The 15414-nt window shown below is 68.6% G+C and carries 14 protein-coding genes, 1 tRNA gene and 1 pseudogene; 9 read left to right on the top strand and 7 right to left on the bottom strand.

Annotated features, from left to right (window positions below; genetic code table 11):
* The first annotated feature begins 11 nt into the window (after positions 1-11).
* Positions 12-289 (top strand): annotated as a pseudogene (locus ACFOSH_RS44985) (hypothetical protein).
* On the opposite strand, the gene ACFOSH_RS44980 reads toward ACFOSH_RS44985, so the two are convergent.
* Positions 286-804, bottom strand: a complete 519-nt coding sequence (locus ACFOSH_RS44980; protein WP_378248125.1) for a MarR family winged helix-turn-helix transcriptional regulator — start codon at positions 802-804, stop codon at positions 286-288. The pseudogene ACFOSH_RS44985 and the gene ACFOSH_RS44980 overlap by 4 nt on opposite strands.
* A 15-nt stretch (positions 805-819) precedes the next feature.
* Between ACFOSH_RS44980 and ACFOSH_RS44975 the strand changes: the two genes are divergently transcribed.
* The gene (locus ACFOSH_RS44975) at positions 820-1323 is read left to right on the top strand and encodes a carboxymuconolactone decarboxylase family protein (RefSeq protein WP_378248123.1); all 504 of its coding nucleotides are present in this window, start codon (positions 820-822) and stop codon (positions 1321-1323) included.
* Between the two features lie 323 nt (positions 1324-1646).
* On the opposite strand, the gene ACFOSH_RS44970 is transcribed toward ACFOSH_RS44975, so the two are convergent.
* The 4 genes from ACFOSH_RS44970 to ACFOSH_RS44955 form a co-directional block, all read right to left on the bottom strand.
* The gene (locus tag ACFOSH_RS44970; protein ID WP_378248121.1) at positions 1647-2606 is read right to left on the bottom strand and encodes a GNAT family N-acetyltransferase; all 960 of its coding nucleotides are present in this window, start codon (positions 2604-2606) and stop codon (positions 1647-1649) included.
* 47 nt (positions 2607-2653) lie between these two features.
* Positions 2654-2725 (bottom strand) — tRNA-Val (locus ACFOSH_RS44965).
* A gap of 38 nt (positions 2726-2763) precedes the next feature.
* Positions 2764-3225 carry a peroxiredoxin gene (locus tag ACFOSH_RS44960; protein WP_005164956.1) on the bottom strand — a complete coding sequence of 154 codons (462 nt, stop codon included), beginning with the start codon at positions 3223-3225 and terminating at the stop codon, positions 2764-2766.
* Positions 3226-3301: 76 nt separating this feature from the next.
* Positions 3302-3730, bottom strand: a complete 429-nt coding sequence (locus ACFOSH_RS44955; protein ID WP_005164955.1) for a DUF3052 domain-containing protein — start codon at positions 3728-3730, stop codon at positions 3302-3304.
* Between the two features lie 399 nt (positions 3731-4129).
* Here ACFOSH_RS44955 and aceE point away from each other — a divergent pair, with 399 nt between their 5' ends.
* Together aceE and ACFOSH_RS44945 are read left to right on the top strand one after the other, a co-directional pair.
* Positions 4130-6925 (top strand): pyruvate dehydrogenase (acetyl-transferring), homodimeric type, encoded by a 2796-nt coding sequence (gene aceE / locus ACFOSH_RS44950; protein ID WP_378248119.1) that lies wholly within the window; start codon positions 4130-4132, stop codon positions 6923-6925.
* 125 nt (positions 6926-7050) lie between these two features.
* Positions 7051-8262 (top strand): alpha-hydroxy acid oxidase, encoded by a 1212-nt coding sequence (locus ACFOSH_RS44945; RefSeq protein ID WP_378248117.1) that lies wholly within the window; start codon positions 7051-7053, stop codon positions 8260-8262.
* Here ACFOSH_RS44945 and ACFOSH_RS44940 read toward each other — a convergent pair.
* Both ACFOSH_RS44940 and ACFOSH_RS44935 read right to left on the bottom strand, forming a co-directional pair.
* Entirely contained in the window at positions 8259-8897 is a 639-nt protein-coding gene (locus ACFOSH_RS44940; RefSeq protein ID WP_378248115.1) for a nicotinamide mononucleotide transporter family protein, read from the bottom strand. The two genes, ACFOSH_RS44945 and ACFOSH_RS44940, sit on opposite strands and share 4 nt — an antisense overlap.
* A gap of 217 nt (positions 8898-9114) precedes the next feature.
* Entirely contained in the window at positions 9115-9852 is a 738-nt protein-coding gene (locus ACFOSH_RS44935) for a mechanosensitive ion channel family protein (protein ID WP_378248113.1), read from the bottom strand.
* 340 nt (positions 9853-10192) lie between these two features.
* Between ACFOSH_RS44935 and ACFOSH_RS44930 the strand changes: the two genes are divergently transcribed.
* The 5 genes from ACFOSH_RS44930 to ACFOSH_RS44910 all read left to right on the top strand — a co-directional run bounded on the left by ACFOSH_RS44930 (position 10193) and on the right by ACFOSH_RS44910 (position 15367).
* On the top strand, positions 10193-11407 hold the full coding sequence (locus tag ACFOSH_RS44930) for a PucR family transcriptional regulator (protein WP_378248111.1): 1215 nt from the start codon (positions 10193-10195) through the stop codon (positions 11405-11407).
* 448 nt (positions 11408-11855) lie between these two features.
* Positions 11856-12782 (top strand): ACP S-malonyltransferase, encoded by a 927-nt coding sequence (locus ACFOSH_RS44925; RefSeq protein WP_378248109.1) that lies wholly within the window; start codon positions 11856-11858, stop codon positions 12780-12782.
* Entirely contained in the window at positions 12779-13762 is a 984-nt protein-coding gene (locus ACFOSH_RS44920) for a beta-ketoacyl-ACP synthase 3 (RefSeq protein WP_378248107.1), read from the top strand. The genes ACFOSH_RS44925 and ACFOSH_RS44920 overlap by 4 nt, the downstream gene beginning before the upstream one ends.
* A 68-nt stretch (positions 13763-13830) precedes the next feature.
* The gene (locus ACFOSH_RS44915; RefSeq protein WP_004559006.1) at positions 13831-14076 is read left to right on the top strand and encodes an acyl carrier protein; all 246 of its coding nucleotides are present in this window, start codon (positions 13831-13833) and stop codon (positions 14074-14076) included.
* Between the two features lie 40 nt (positions 14077-14116).
* A complete protein-coding gene (locus tag ACFOSH_RS44910) occupies positions 14117-15367 on the top strand; it encodes a beta-ketoacyl-[acyl-carrier-protein] synthase family protein (RefSeq protein ID WP_378248105.1) in 1251 nt (416 codons plus the stop codon).
* Positions 15368-15414 lie beyond the last annotated feature (47 nt).

Raw genomic sequence — 15414 nt, 5'->3', positions numbered from 1 at the left:
ACGGTTTTCCCATGCGCCTGCGGTCCGTGACCACGCTGCTCGCCACGCTCGTTCTCGCGCTCGCCGTCCCCGCGGTGGCCGAGGCGACCCCCGGGTCCGGGGTGACCGGGACGATCTTCGAGCAGAAGACGGTCGGGGACACCGACTACGTGCTGCGTGAGGTCGTCATCCAGCCCGGCGGGTACACCGGCTGGCACTACCACGGCGGGAAGTGCTGGAGGTGCTTTACGTGTTGCCGCACGGGAGCCCGCTTTCGGAGGACGCGCCGAACCCGGGTTGTCCTTTCTAGGCACCGAACCAGCCGGCGACGTCGAGACGGAAGCCCTCGGCGGGCGCCATGACGCGCAGATCGGTTTCGAGCGCGTGGACCCTGTCGGCACCCAGCGCGTCGACCCAGTCCTTGCGCAGCTCGTCGAAGATCGCCGCGGACCGGCCGAGTGAGTCGATGCCGCGGCCGGTGAGCCGCACGACCTTGCGCCGCGCGTCGGCCGGGTCGTCGGCGCGCTCGACGTAGCCGAGCTGCTCCAGCTTGTCGACGGTCTTGCCCGCCGCCTGTTTGCTGACCCCGAGCCGCCGCCCGATCTCGCTCGCCGTCGCGCCGTCGCGGCCGATCGCCTGCATGGCGAAGCCGTACGCCGGGCGGACGTCGGGATGCCCCTGCTCGGCCAGTTCGGCGTGCAGCCGGTCGATGATCGAGCGGAAGCCCGCGAACAGCAGGAGCGGCAGCTCGAACCCGGGCGCGTCGGAAACGCGCTTGCCTTGTTCGACAACTTGGTTTACCTTTTCGTCAACCACATTGACCATCTTAAAGGGGCTGCCTTGTTCACCGATCACACCCTCGAAACCGCGCCCGAAGCCTCGCGTCGCTTGATGGAAGCGACCATCCGGAAGTTCGGGCACCTCCCCACCGCCGTCGCCCGGCAGGCGTCGTCACCCGAACTGCTCGACGGGTTCCTGAGGCTCAGCGCGAGCTTCGAGAAGACCACGCTCGAACCGCTCGCCCGGGAGACTGTCGTGATGACCGTGGCGACGCGCAACGGCTGCGAAGTCTGTGTCGAGATGCACACCGCCAAGCTGAAGGGTCTTCACGCGGGCGACGACGTCATCGCGGCGCTTCGCTCGCAGGAGCCCGTGCCCGACGAGCGCCTGGAAGCCGTCCGGCAGTTCACGCTGGCGGTACTCGAAACCGCCGGCGGGGTGGACGACGAGACGCTGCAGGTCTTCTTCGGGCACGGATTCACCGAGCGGAACGCGCTCGAAGTCGTCATGGGCATCGGGACCTACACGATGTCGACCCTGGCGAACAGGCTCATCCGCGCGTAGTCGCCGGATCCCAGTCGCCTTACGTGATCGCCCCTCGCGGCCCTGTGTCACTCCAATGGCCGCCGATCTTGATGTATCTGGGCAGTCCCGGCCGTCTCCTGTCTTGTGCAGCCGAAAGTTCGCCACCCGCGGCGCGGCGCACCGGCGGTCTGGCCTGCCGAGGGGGCAGACCAGACCGCCGAAAAAGAAGACGTTCCACAGGTGTGGGGGTACGCGAAGTCCTCCTTCCCTCGGTTGAGCCGAGTGAAGGGGGCCTTCACGTGTCTTCTCCGCAATTAGTCACCTACTTGCGAAAGCAAGTAGGTGACTAATTGCAGGAGGGGTCAGGCCTCGAGCGCCCAGCGCACGTAGCGCATCTTCGGCGCGAAGCCGGCCTTCTCGAAGACTCCGAACGCCCCGGACGGGTCCGCCGAGTCCACGTTGAGGCTGGCGCGGTCGTAACCCTGGTCGACGGCCGCACGCAGCGCGTGCCCCATCAGCGCGCCGGCGACACCCCGCCGCCGGTGCTCCCGGAGCGTCCCGATGAGCATGAAGTGCGCGTCGCGAACGCCGGTGGCCTCCGTGTCGGCCACCCAGTACATGGTCACGAGCATCCCCACCGGAGCGCCCGTCGCCGTCTCCCGGAGCAGGAAACTGGTCTCGGGCCGGAAAGTCTGGTTGGTGATCTTGTTCCGCCACAGATCGACGGGCATCGGCACCGCGCCCCAGTAGTCCCGGTACGCCTCGTTCCGGACCGTCCGGAAGTCGTCGTCGTTCCGCTCCGACCACGGCTCGACCCGGAACCCGCCGGGGATCTCCGGATCGCCGAGAACGCCGAGCGGGTGTTCCATCCGCTGGAAGTAGCGCACCGGCGTGAACCCCCGGGACCGGACGAGTTCGGCCAAGCCCGCGATGCGCTCGGGCCGGTTGACGTCCACCACGAGCTTCGAAGCCGGGTGATGCAGCGCGTGCACGACCTTCGCCGCCGCCACCCCCGCGTCGACGAGCGCCGTCCCGATCCCGCGGCGGCGATACCCGGGATGGACTCCGCCGTCGAGGAAGACGCGATGGACTTCTTCCGCGGACGGCTTGAAGCGGATCTTCATGTAACCGGCCATCACGTCGCCGTCGAACGCGGCGAGGCTCGCCCGCTCCAGGTCCGCGTACGGGTCGACCAGCTCCTGAAGGGTGTCTTCCGCCGTGTAGTTCTCACCGATCCTGTCGGCGGTCTCCATGGCGTTGAGGAGATCCGCGGACGCCTCGGCGTCCTCGCGGGTGAGCGGCCGCCACGTCAGGTCGTGCATGCGGCTCAAGGTAGCCCCGCGCGGGCGGGGTGTCGCCGGGTTTTCGGTGGGCGCAGTAGGGATCGAACCTACGACCGCTCGGGTGTAAACCGAGTGCTCTCCCGCTGAGCTATGCGCCCGGGAGGTGACACCCGCGCACGGGTGCCACCGTGAAGACTCAGGCCAGGGAGGCCACGGCCTTCTTCCACGCCTGCTGGTCGCGCGCCTCGCCAGGCTGGTTGATCTCGGCGAACCGCACGACGCCGTCCTTGTCGATCAGGAAGGTGCCGCGGGTGGCCAGACCGGCCGTCTCGTTGAAGACGCCGTAGGCCTTCGCGACCTCACCGTGCGGCCAGAAGTCCGAAAGCAGCGGGAACTGGTAGCCCTCCTGCTCGGCCCACGCCTTGAGCGAGAACGGCGTGTCCACGGACACACCGATGACCTGGACGCCGTTGCCGTCGTAGTCCGCGAACTCGTCACGGAGCTGGCACAGCTCGCCGGTGCAGATACCGCTGAACGCGAACGGGTAGAACACCAGCAAGACCGGCTTCTCGCCCTGGAAGGACGACAGCTTCACGGCCTGCTTGTTGTAGTCGTTGAGCGTGAAGTCCGGGGCTTGCGTTCCGACCTCGACGGCCATACCGGCGGTTTCCTCTCAAGAGCGAACAGGGGCCTGCGACGACAACCCTATCGTGTCGATCGCGCGGCTCCCCGGGTCACCGCTTGGTCTTCGACTTCGGCGACACCAGCCGCGTGCCCGCCCACTTGGGACCGGCACTGATATTGGCTGTCTGCGCCAATCCGACCTGCGGTACCGCCTCGGCGATCTCGCTCGGCTCGACGTGCCCTGGCTGCCCCGTCTTCGGGGTCAGCACCCAGATCACGCCGTTCTCGTTCAAGGGGGTCCGGACCTCGATCAGCGTGTCACCGAGATCACCGTCGTCCTCGCGCCACCACAGCAGCACCACGTCGATGACCTCGTCGGCGTCCTCGTCGAGGATGTCGCCGCCGATCTGTTCCTCGATCGCCGCACGAAGATCGTCGTCGACGTCCTCGTCCCAGCCGATCTCCTGGACCACCATGTCCGGCTTGATCCCGAGCCTTTCGGCGACGCTGCTCTGATCAGCGTCTCCCGCGGCGACCACTGCTGTCACTCCTCCAACTACGACGGAGCGTGGTGTCGCTCGGCCGGATCGACCGGGCAAGCACCACACTCGGGTACATGATGCCCGTTAGCGAACACTGGTGAAGCGATCCGCGCAACCGTCCACACCGGATCTTGAACAACTCGTGTCGCGGCGTACGGACATTCAGCCCACTCTCGGGGGCCAATTCGGGCGCGCTTGGGCACCCCCGAACGGCCTGCTTTAGGGTGGGAGAGAAAACGCGCGCGCGAGTACAGGCGCGTGCGAGGCGTGTCGCGTTCGGGTCCGCGAACGTTACCGATCAGTAGCGGTGACGCGAACGGAACCGGAGGACGACGATGGAAGGCGACACGCCCGCGTACGAGCAGAACCAGCTACCACCTTTCGCAAGGAGACCCCTTGGCCCCGCAGAACGACGGCGCCTCCGGCAAGGAGACCCCGGCACGCGTCCGCGTCATCCGTGACGGATTGGCGGCGCACCTGCCCGACATCGACCCGGAGGAGACTGCCGAATGGCTGGACTCCTTCGACGAGGCGCTGGCCAGGGGTGGTCAGCAGCGCGCCCGGTACCTGATGCTGCGCATCCTCGAGCGGGCCAGGGAACGCCACGTCGGCGTTCCGGCGCTGACGTCGACCGACTACGTCAACACCATCCCCACCGAGAACGAACCCTGGTTCCCCGGTGACGAGGAGATCGAGCGCCGCTACCGCGCCTACATCCGGTGGAACGCCGCGATCATGGTGCACCGCGCGCAGCGTCCCGGCGTGGGCGTCGGTGGGCACATCTCGACCTACGGCTCGTCCGCGGCGCTGTACGAAGTGGGCTTCAACCACTTCTTCCGCGGCAAGGACCACTCCGGCGGCGGCGACCAGATCTTCATCCAGGGTCACGCCTCCCCCGGCATCTACGCTCGCGCCTTCCTCGAGGGCAGGCTGAGCGAGCACCAGATGGACGGGTTCCGCCAGGAGTTCTCGCACGCGGGCGAGGGCGGCGGCCTTCCGTCGTACCCGCACCCGCGGCTGATGCCGGAGTTCTGGGAGAACCCGACCGTGTCCATGGGCCTCGGCCCGATGAACGCGATCTACCAGGCCCGCTTCAACCGTTACATGCGCGATCGTGGCATCAAGGACACCAGCGATCAGCATGTCTGGGCGTTCCTCGGCGACGGCGAGATGGACGAGCCGGAATCGCGCGGCCTCATCCACGTGGCCGCGAGCGAGGGCCTCGACAACCTGACCTTCGTGATCAACTGCAACCTGCAGCGGCTCGACGGCCCGGTGCGCGGCAACGGCAAGATCATCCAGGAGCTGGAGTCGTACTTCCGCGGCGCCGGCTGGAACGTCATCAAGGTCATCTGGGGCCGCGAGTGGGACTCGCTGCTGCACGCGGACCGTGACGGCGCCCTGGTCAACCTCATGAACACCACGCCGGACGGCGACTTCCAGACCTACAAGGCCAACGACGGCGCCTTCGTCCGCGAGCACTTCTTCGGCCGCGACCCGCGGACCAAGGAACTGGTCAAGGACCTCACCGACGCCGACGTCTGGAACCTCAAGCGCGGCGGGCACGACTACCGCAAGGTCTACGCGGCCTACAAGTCGTCGCTGGAGCACCACGGCCAGCCGACGGTGATCCTGGCCCACACCATCAAGGGCTACGGCCTCGGCCCGTCCTTCGAGGGCCGCAACGCCACGCACCAGATGAAGAAGCTCACCCTCGACGACCTCAAGCTGTTCCGGGACGCCCAGCGCATCCCGATCAGCGACGAGGAACTCGAGCGCGACCCGAAGCTGCCGCCGTACTACCACCCGGGCAAGAACTCGGCGGAGATCGAGTACATGCTCGGCCGCCGCAAGGCGCTGGGCGGTTTCCTGCCGGAGCGTCGTCCGAAGGCCTCGAAGGCCCTCGTGCTGCCGGGCGACAAGGTCTACGAAAGCATCCGCAAGGGCTCGGGCAAGCAGGAGGTCGCCACCACGATGGCGTTCGTCCGGCTCGTCCGCGAGCTGGCGAAGGACTCCGAGATCGGCAAGCGGATCGTCCCGATCATCCCGGACGAGGCGCGCACCTTCGGCCTCGACTCGATGTTCCCGACGGCCAAGATCTACAACCCGCACGGCCAGACGTACACGTCGGTCGACGCGAGCCTGATGCTGGCCTATAAGGAGTCCGAAAAGGGCGTCATCCTGCACGAGGGCATCAACGAGGCGGGGTCCACCGCGTCGTTCACCGCCGTCGGCACCTCGTACGCCACGCACGGCGAGCCGATGATCCCGATCTACATCTTCTACTCGATGTTCGGGTTCCAGCGGACCGGTGACGGCCTCTACGCCGCGGCGGACCAGATGGCCCGCGGGTTCGTGCTCGGCGCCACCGCCGGCCGTACCACCCTGACGGGTGAGGGCCTGCAGCACGCTGACGGGCACTCGCTGCTGCTGGCGGCGACCAACCCGGCCGTCGTGGCCTACGACGCGGCATGGTCGTTCGAGATCGCCCACATCGTGCGGGACGGTCTGCGCCGGATGTACGGCGAGACCGGGCCGGACGGCAACGGCGAGAACATCTTCTACTACATGACGATCTACAACGAGCCCTACCAGCACCCCGCCGAGCCGGAGAACCTCGACGTCGACGGCCTGCTCAAGGGGCTGTACCGGTACGCGGACGCCCCGTCGGGCGACGGTCCGGAGGCGCAGATCCTGGTGTCAGGCGTCACCATGCCGGACGCGCTGCGGGCTCAGAAGATGCTCGCCGAAGAGTGGGGGGTACGCGCGGCCGTGTGGTCGGCGACGTCGTGGACCGAGCTGCGGCGCGAGGCCGTCGAGGTCGACCACGACAACCTCCTCCACCCGGGTGACTCCCCGCGTGTGCCGTACATCACGCAGAAGCTGTCCGGCGCGAACGGGCCGGTCGTCGCGGTTTCGGACTGGATGCGTGCCGTGCCGGACCTCATCCGCCCGTGGGTGCCGACGGACATGCTGACGCTGGGCACCGACGGGTTCGGGTTCTCCGACACCCGCCCCGCCGCCCGGCGGAAGTTCCTGGTCGACGCGCAGTCGATCGTGGTCGGCACGCTGAGCGCGCTGGCCAAGCGTGGCGAGGTCGACCGGTCGAAGGCGGCGGAGGCGGCGCGGAAGTACCGCCTCGACGACGTCGCCGCCGCGGGTCCGCAGTTGTCGGACTCCGGTAGCGCCTAGCCGTGAGATGGAGGGGCCTTTCATCGCAAATTTTGCGATGAAAGGCCCCTTCATTGCGCTCGACGCAAGTCAGACTAGGGTGAGACATCGGATGTTTCCGGGATGAGCGGGAAGGGTGAGCGAGTGTGACCAAGCGTCGACTGCCGAAGCCGAGTGAGCTGAAGCAGATCCTGCGGCCGAAGCCGATCGTGCTCAACCCGACCGAACGGCGGCTGGCGGGCGCGCACACGATCGCCGACCTGCGGATGATCGCCCGCAAGCGGACGCCCCGGGCGGCGTTCGACTACACCGACGGCGCCGCGGAGCTGGAAGACAGCCTCCGCCGCGCCCGGCAGGCCTTCCGCAGCGTGGAATTCCACCCGAACGTCCTGCGCGGCGTGTCCGATGTGGACACGAGCAAGGAGATCCTCGGCCGGCGTTCGGCGCTGCCGTTCGCGTTCGCGCCGACCGGGTTCACCCGGATGATGAACCACGAGGGCGAGTCCGCGGTGGCCCGCGTCGCGCAGCGCAACGGCATCCCGATGGGGCTGTCGACGATGGCGACGACGTCGATCGAAGACCTCGCGGCGGCCGCCCCGGAGGCCCGCAAGTGGTTCCAGCTCTACGTCTGGCGTGACCACAAAGCGGGCGAAGATCTGATGAATCGCGCGTGGGCCGCCGGCTTCGACACGCTCATGCTGACCGTGGACACCCCGGTCGCGGGCGCGCGGCTGCGCGACGTCCGCAACGGGCTGACCATCCCGCCCGCGCTCACCCTCAAGACCTTCGCCGACGGCGCGATGCATCCGTCGTGGTGGTTCAACCTGCTGACCACCGAGCCGCTGACGTTCGCGTCGCTGAGCCAGTTCGACGGCACGGTCGCCGAACTGCTCAACCAGCTCTTCGACCCGACCCTGAACTTCGACGACCTCGACTGGGTCCGCCAGACCTGGCCGGGCAAGCTCGTGGTCAAGGGGATCCAGAACGTCGACGACGCGCGTGACGTGGTCAAGCACGGCGCCGACGCGGTCCTGCTGTCCAACCACGGCGGGCGCCAGCTCGACCGCGCGCCGACACCGATCGAACTGCTGCCCGCGGTGCTCGACGAGATCCAGGGCGACGCGGAGGTGTGGGTCGACACCGGCATCCTCTCCGGCGGCGACATCGTGGCCGCGATCGCGCGCGGCGCCGACGCGGTGCTCATCGGGCGTGCGTTCCTCTACGGCCTGATGGCCGGGGGCGAGCGCGGCGTCCAGCGGTGCGTGGACATCCTGCGCGCCGAGATGACCCGGACCATGCAGCTGCTGGGCGTCCGCACCCTCGCGGACCTCAAGCCCTCGCACGCCACCATGCGTTAGGCCGCGGCGGAGACCCCGGACGGCGCGGTGCGGACCTGCTTCGCGGTGCGGTTCCAGCTCCACCAGCCGTGCACGACCAGTCCGGCGAACACGATGTAGACCGCGGCCGAGAAGTAGAGGCCCGACGAGAGCTGGAGCGGCACGCCGATCGCGTCGACGACCAGCCACACCAGCCAGAACTCGACGAGACCCGCACCCTGCGCGGCGAAGGCGACCAGCGTGCCGACGAAGATCGCGGCGTCCGGCCATGGCGCCCACGAGGCGTTCAGCGCGTCGAGGACCAGCGCCATCGCGGTGGTGCCGATCGCGAAAGCGCCGAGCATCGCCAGGCGCTCGCCGAGACGGCCCTTGCGGACGACGACGCCGTAGACCGGGTCGCTGCGGCGGGACCAGGCCCACCAGCCGTAGATCGAGATGACGAGGATCGCGATCTGCCTGGTCGCGAGCCCGCCGAGGTGTGCGGAGAGGTAGACCGAGAACAGCAGCACGGTGGCGCCGACCTGGACCGGCCAGGTCCACAGCGTGCGGCGTTGCGCCAGGAAGACCACGGCCAGCGCGAAGACCTGCCCCGCCAGCTCGGCGAAGGAGATCCACTGTCCGAGCACCGTGACACCGTTGTGCAGCAGGAAGTCCACGTCCGCACCCCTCTCCGTCTACCGCTCCAACATGCTCCCGTCCGGCGCCATTCCCTAGGGAGTGTGAGGTGCGGAACAGCCAGGTGGAGTAGCCGAAAGGGACTTTGCCCGCGTAAGACGCGACGAAGGGGCCCTTCACCGCGTGTTATGCGGCGATGGACCCCTTCAGCTCCACGCGGGCCCGGTGCCTTCCTCGATCACCGGGCCCGCGGGATGCTCAGGAATCTACGCGACCGATGCCCACGGGCGAAGTAGGCGGCTCCGAACGGACCTCCTGCTTTTCGGGAGCGGCGTCGAGCTGGCCCTGCAGGGTGGCCAGCCAGCCCTGCCACCGGTCCTGTGCCGGCTTGATCAGGCCGCCGCCGAAGCCGACGACGATCACGCCGCCGATGGTGGCGAGCACGGTGATCAGGACCGGCCCCGTCACCGCTGTCGCGATGTTCACCTGGCCGAGCGCGGCGATGATGCCGAACGCCATGATCAGCCAGTAGGCGATGGTGCCGAGCAGCCGTCCGGCCGGCCGGGTGGACAGCGCTCCGGTCACCAGGTCGCGGACGACCTTCGCGACGGCTGCCGCGACGATCACCAGGACCAGCGCCACCAGGATCCGCGGCAGGAACGCGATGATGTCGTTGAGCAGGGCGCTGACCGGATTGCTCTCACCGAATACGCCGAACGCGAGCTGCAGCGCGATCAGGAGAATGAAGTAGTACACGAGTTTGACGAGGATCCCGCCCGCGTCGACATTCGCTTGTTTGAGCGTTCCGGTGAGTCCGGTCTTCTCGATGAGCTTGCCGAAACCGATCTTCGACAGAACAAGTCCCAATGCCTTTGACACCGCCTTCGCGATCAACCAGCCGATCAGCAGGATGATCAGGAATCCGGCCAGTTTCGGCACGAAGGTGGCGACAAGGTTCCATGCTTGTCCCAGACCGTCTTTCAGCTGCTCGCCCACGGCGAACTCCCTCCTCGGCGCGTCCGCGCCCTACCCGGTGTTGCTTGCGAGGGATCGTTGATCACGGGCACCGCACCGGCAACTCGGCGACCCACGATCGAGTGAGTGAACTAGCGGGAAAAGATCGACAAGTCCCATACTTGTTCTACCGGTGGGGACCGGGGAGACGAGGCCGTCCGGCGCAGCGAAAAACGCGAGCGCCGGGCGGCCTCGAGTATTATCCGAACACTTTTCATAATTCATCGAAGCATCCGCTTGTCGACTGTCCACTTCGGACACCGACGGCGAAGGGCCGCAGGATGACGGCCACCTTTGCCCACCGGACTAGGATCGGCTGACCATGGCTGATGCGACTTCCGGGCGGCATGTGCCCAAGCACCACGGGCTGTCCGCCAAGACCCTCAAGCGGCTTGAGCACGCCTCCGGCCGGCTCGCGAGCGCGAGCGTCGCGGTGATGGAGGAGCGGCTGAGCTGGTTCGCCCGCCTCCCCGCCGACCAGCGCGCGAGCGTTCTGTTGATCACCCAGGCGGGTGCCGCCGGTTTCGTCGACTGGCTCCGCGACGCGAAGGAGGCGCTCTCCCTCACCACCGAGGCGTTCCGCGAGGCGCCCGCCGAACTTTCCCGCTGGGTGAGCCTGCGGCAGGCGGTCGGCATGGTGCGGCTGGCGATCGAGGTGTTCGAGGAGCAGCTGCCCGAATTCGCCGCGAACGAGGCGGAACGCGCCGCCCTGATCGAAGGGATCCTGCGCTACGGCAGGGAGATCGCGTTCGCCGCCGCCAACTCCTACGCGGCCGCCGCCGAGGCACGCGGCGCCTGGGACGCGCGCCTGGAAGCGCTGGTCGTCGACGGCATCGTCCGCGGTGACGCCGAGGAGGCGGTGCTCTCCCGCGCCGCCGCGCTCGGCTGGGATCCGGCCGCGCCCGCCACCGCGCTGGTCGGCACCCCGACGTCGGACGACCCGCCCGCCGTCGTGTTCGAGGTGCGCAGCCGCGCCGCCCGGGTCGGGCGCCCCGTGCTGCTTTCGGTGCAGGGGTCCCGGCTGGTCGTGGTCGTCGCCGGTCCCACCGACGGCAGTATCAAGGACCGCGAGATCCTCACCAAGCTCTCCGTCGCCTTCGCCGAGGGCCCGGTCGTCGCCGGACCGACGGTGCCCACCCTCGCCGAAGCGCACCACAGCGCGACAGAGGCGCTCTCCGGTCTGCGTGCCGTCGTCGGCTGGCCCGGCGCGCCGCGGCCCGCGAGATCGATCGACCTGCTGCCGGAACGCGCGTTGTCCGGCGACCCCGAGGCCGAACGCCTGCTCGTGGAGCAGATCGCCCGGCCGCTGGAGGAGGCGGGCCCGGCGTTGCTGCGGACGGTGGAGACCTATCTCGACAGCGGCGGCGTCCTGGAAACCTGCGCGCGGACGCTGTTCGTGCACCCGAACACCGTCCGGTACCGGCTGCGGAAGGCGGCCGAACTCACCGGACGCCATGCCGCCGAATCGCGTGACGCCTGGGTGCTGAAGGTGGCGCTGACCGTCGGGCGCCTGGCCAGGGCCCGCGGCCTCTGGTGACTGGCCGCTCACCGCCGCTTTGGCCTACGGAGTCCGTGAAGGCCTCCTTCCCTACCCTGAAGGTAGTGAAGGAGGCCTTCACGGACCGGACCTGCGATCGACCGCAGCCAGAAATGCGCGGTAGATACCGAAGACACCCTTGCCCCTGAAAAGCGGCCCGAACGTCGATCACCCCGCACGAGACATAGGGCGATCGGACCACCGAATCGGGCAAACCACCCACCCCGGCACCCGTCGGACCCGACCCGCGCCCGAGGCCTCTGGTAAACCCGTTGGTAACTCTGCGCAGTGACAGACTTCATAGGGAAAGCTGGTTGAACCCGACAAGGCTTTTGGGTTAAGCGCAGAGATCAGGAAGGCACTTTTGGAGGGTTTCGACAATTACGTCGGCCGGACTTGGTGAGCGTCGGCATCACGACCATGGTGGCCGAGAGTGTTCTCTAGTGGGGTGACAGTTGCAGTCCTCGCCCCCGGTCAGGGTTCCCAAGCCCCAGGCATGCTCTCCCCTTGGCTCGAGCTCGACGGTGCCCGCGCACGCGTCGAAGCCTGGTCCGGGCGAGCCGGTCTCGACCTCGTCCGCCTCGGCACCGAGGCGGACGCCGAAGAGATCCAGGACACCGCGATCACGCAGCCGCTGATCGTGGCGCTGTCACTGCTGGCTTTCGAGCACCTCCAGCGCGAAGCCCCGGTCGCCGCGGACTCGCCGGTCGCCGGTCACTCCGTCGGCGAACTGGCCGCCGCCGCGATCGCCGGGGTGCTGAGCCCCGAGGACGCCATCGCGCTGGCCGCCATCCGCGGCGCGGAGATGGCGAAGGCATGCGCGCTGGAGCCCACGAGTATGGCCGCGGTCATGCTCGGCGACCCGGATCAGGTCGTCGCCTGGCTCGACGGCCACGGTCTCGCCGCGGCGAACCGCAACGGCGCGGGCCAGATCGTCGCTTCCGGTGCCGCCGCCGCGATCGAGAAGATCGTCGCCGAGCCGCTGGAGGGCACCAAGGTCCGCGCGCTCAAGGTCGCGGGCGCGTTCCACACCTCGTACATGGCACCCGCGCGGGAAGCGCTGGCCGCCCAGGCTGCGAAGATCACCCCGGCGGACCCGACGCGTCCGCTGCTGTCGAACGCCGACGGCCAGGTCGTCACCAGCGGGGCCGAGTACCTCGACCGGCTGGTCAAGCAGGTCACGAGCCCGGTGCGCTGGGACCTGACCATGGACGGTCTGGTCTCCGCGGGCGTCACCTCGACGCTCGAACTGCCGCCGGCGGGCACGCTGACCGGGCTGGTCAAGCGGCAGCTCAAGGGAACCGTGACCACGACCATCGCGCTGAAGACGCCGGCCGAGCTGGCGAAGCTTCAGGGGCAGGAGGACGCTTCGTGACCGACCGATCCACCTTGCGGCAGGCGCCGGGCGCCGCCGGGACCCGCATCCTCGGTGTCGGGAGCTTCCAGCCCGAGAAGATCGTGACCAACGACGATCTCTCGAAGATCATGGACACCAACGACCAGTGGATCCGCGAGCGGGTCGGCATCGTCGAGCGCCGGTTCGCCGAGAAGGACGAGTCACTGGTCGACATGGCGGTCAAGGCGGGCGCCGCCGCGCTGGCCGACGCACGCGTGGATCCGTCCGAAGTGGACACGGTCATCCTGCCGAACTGCACGATGCCCACGCAGATCCCGAACGCCGCCGCCCAGGTCGCCGACCGGATCGGCATCACGCATCCGGCCGCGTTCGACCTCAACGCCGCCTGTGCCGGGTTCTGTTACGGCATCGGCGTCGCGTCGGACCTCATCCGGGCGGGCAGCGCGAAGAAGGCGCTCGTCATCGGTGCCGAGAAGCTCACCGACCACGTCGACCCGGTCGACCGCTCGAACGCGATCATCTTCGCCGACGGCGCGGGCGCGGCGGTCATCGGCGCGGCCGACACGGCGCAGATCGGCCCGGTCGCCTGGGGCAGCGCCGGCGAGCACGTCGACCTCATCTACATGCGCGACGACAAGTGGATCTACCAGGAGGGCCAGTCGGTCTTCCGGTGGGCGACCACGCAGATCGCGCCGATCGCCTTGCGGGCACTGGAACTGTCCGGGCTCGAACCGTCCGATGTGGACGTCCTGATCCCGCACCAGGCCAACCTGCGCATCGTCGAAGCCATCGCCAAGAAGCTGCGGGCCAAGGGCGCCCGCGAGGACATGATCGTGGCCGACGACATCAGGTACTCGGGCAACACCTCGTCCGCGTCCATCCCCCTCGCGCTGGACCACATGCGCAAGGCGGGCACCGCGAAGCCGGGCGACGTCGTGCTCGCCATCGGCTTCGGGGCCGGACTCTCCTACGCGGGCCAGGCCTTCATCTGCCCGTGATGAATACTTCCCCCGCGGGCACCGTGTCCGCGGGGCAGCCCAAAGCATCACCGAGAAGGGAACAACCAGTGGCAGACAACGCAGAGATCCTCGCCGGCCTCGCCGAGATCGTCGAAGAGGTCGCCGGTGTGGCGCAGGACGACGTGACCGCCGAGAAGTCCTTCGTGGACGACCTCGACATCGACTCCCTGTCCATGGTGGAGATCGCTGTTCAGGCCGAGGACAAGTTCGGCGTCAAGATCCCGGACGACGAGCTGGCGAACCTGAAGACCGTTGGCGACGCGGTGAACTACGTGTCGGCCAACTCCAAGTAAGTCCGACTTCTTGATTGGCGCCGACCTTGGGGAGACTCCAATGAGCAACATCGACGTCGTGATCACCGGGATGGGCGCGACCACGCCGCTCGGCGGGGACGTCGCGTCCACGTGGGACGGCCTGCTCGCCGGGGCGAGCGGGATCCGCCGCATCGAAGCCGACTGGGTCGACGAACTCGAGCTGCCGGTGAAGATCGGCGCCATGCTCGCCGTCGACCCGTCCGAAGTCCTGCCGCGGGTCCAGGCCCGGCGGCTGGACCGCTGTGAGCAGGTGGCGATCATCGCCGCCCGCCAGGCTTGGGCGGACGCGGGTTTCGAGCAGCCGACCGATGAGCATCAGGATGTGGAACCCGAGCGCCTCGGGGTGACCATCGGTACCGGTGTCGGCGGTCCGGTCACCCTGATCTCCCAGAACGACCTTCTGCACAAGCAGGGACTCCGCAAGGTCTCCCCGCTGACCGTGCCGATGCTGATGCCGAACGGCCCCGCCGCACACGTCGGGATCGACCTGAAGGCGCGTGCCGGTGTGCACTCGCCCGCGTCGGCCTGCGCGTCGGGCGCCGAAGGCATCGCCGCCGGCTTCGAGATGATCCGGTCCGGCCGGGCCGACGTCGTGGTCGCCGGTGGCGCCGAGGCGTGCATCCACCCGATCACCCTCGCCGGCTTCGCGCAGGCGCGGACGGTCTCGACCCGCAACGACGACCCGGCGAAGGCGTCCAGGCCGTTCGACGTGAACCGTGACGGTTTCGTCCTCGGCGAGGGTTCCGGTGTCGTGATCCTGGAGCGGGCGGACCGCGCCAGGGCCCGCAACGCGCGGATCTACGCGCGGCTGAGCGGGTACGGGATCACCTCGGACGCCTACCACATCACGGGCAACCACCCGGAGGGCGTCGGCCAGATCGCCGCCATGCGGCAGGCGATGACGATGGCCGGGGTCTCCCCTGCCGACGTCGGCCACGTCAACGCGCACGCGACGTCGACGGTCGTCGGCGACGTGGGCGAGGCGGCGGCGATCCGTAACGCCGTCGGCGAGCACGCCGTGGTGACCGCTCCCAAGGGCGCGCTCGGCCACCTGGTCGGCGGTGCGGGCGCGGTCGAGGGCATCGCCACGATCCTGGCGATCTACCACGGCCTCGTCCCGGCGACGCTGAACCTCGAGGACCTGGACCCGAAGGTGCAGCTCGACGTCGTCTCCGGTGAGGCGCGCAAGGTCGAGCTGGGCGCGGCGATCAGCAACTCGTTCGGTTTCGGCGGGCACAACACGGCTCTGCTGTTCACCCCGGCGGCCTGAGGCTGGTTGTAACTACGTGAAGGCCCCCTTCACTGCGTCTAGCGCAG

The sequence above is a fragment of the Amycolatopsis speibonae genome, from assembly GCF_042647925.1.
Taxonomy (GTDB): Bacteria; Actinomycetota; Actinomycetes; order Mycobacteriales; family Pseudonocardiaceae; genus Amycolatopsis; species Amycolatopsis speibonae.
The sequence above is the reverse complement of the archived record's forward strand: the minus strand, read 5'-3'. Positions and strand labels throughout refer to the sequence as shown.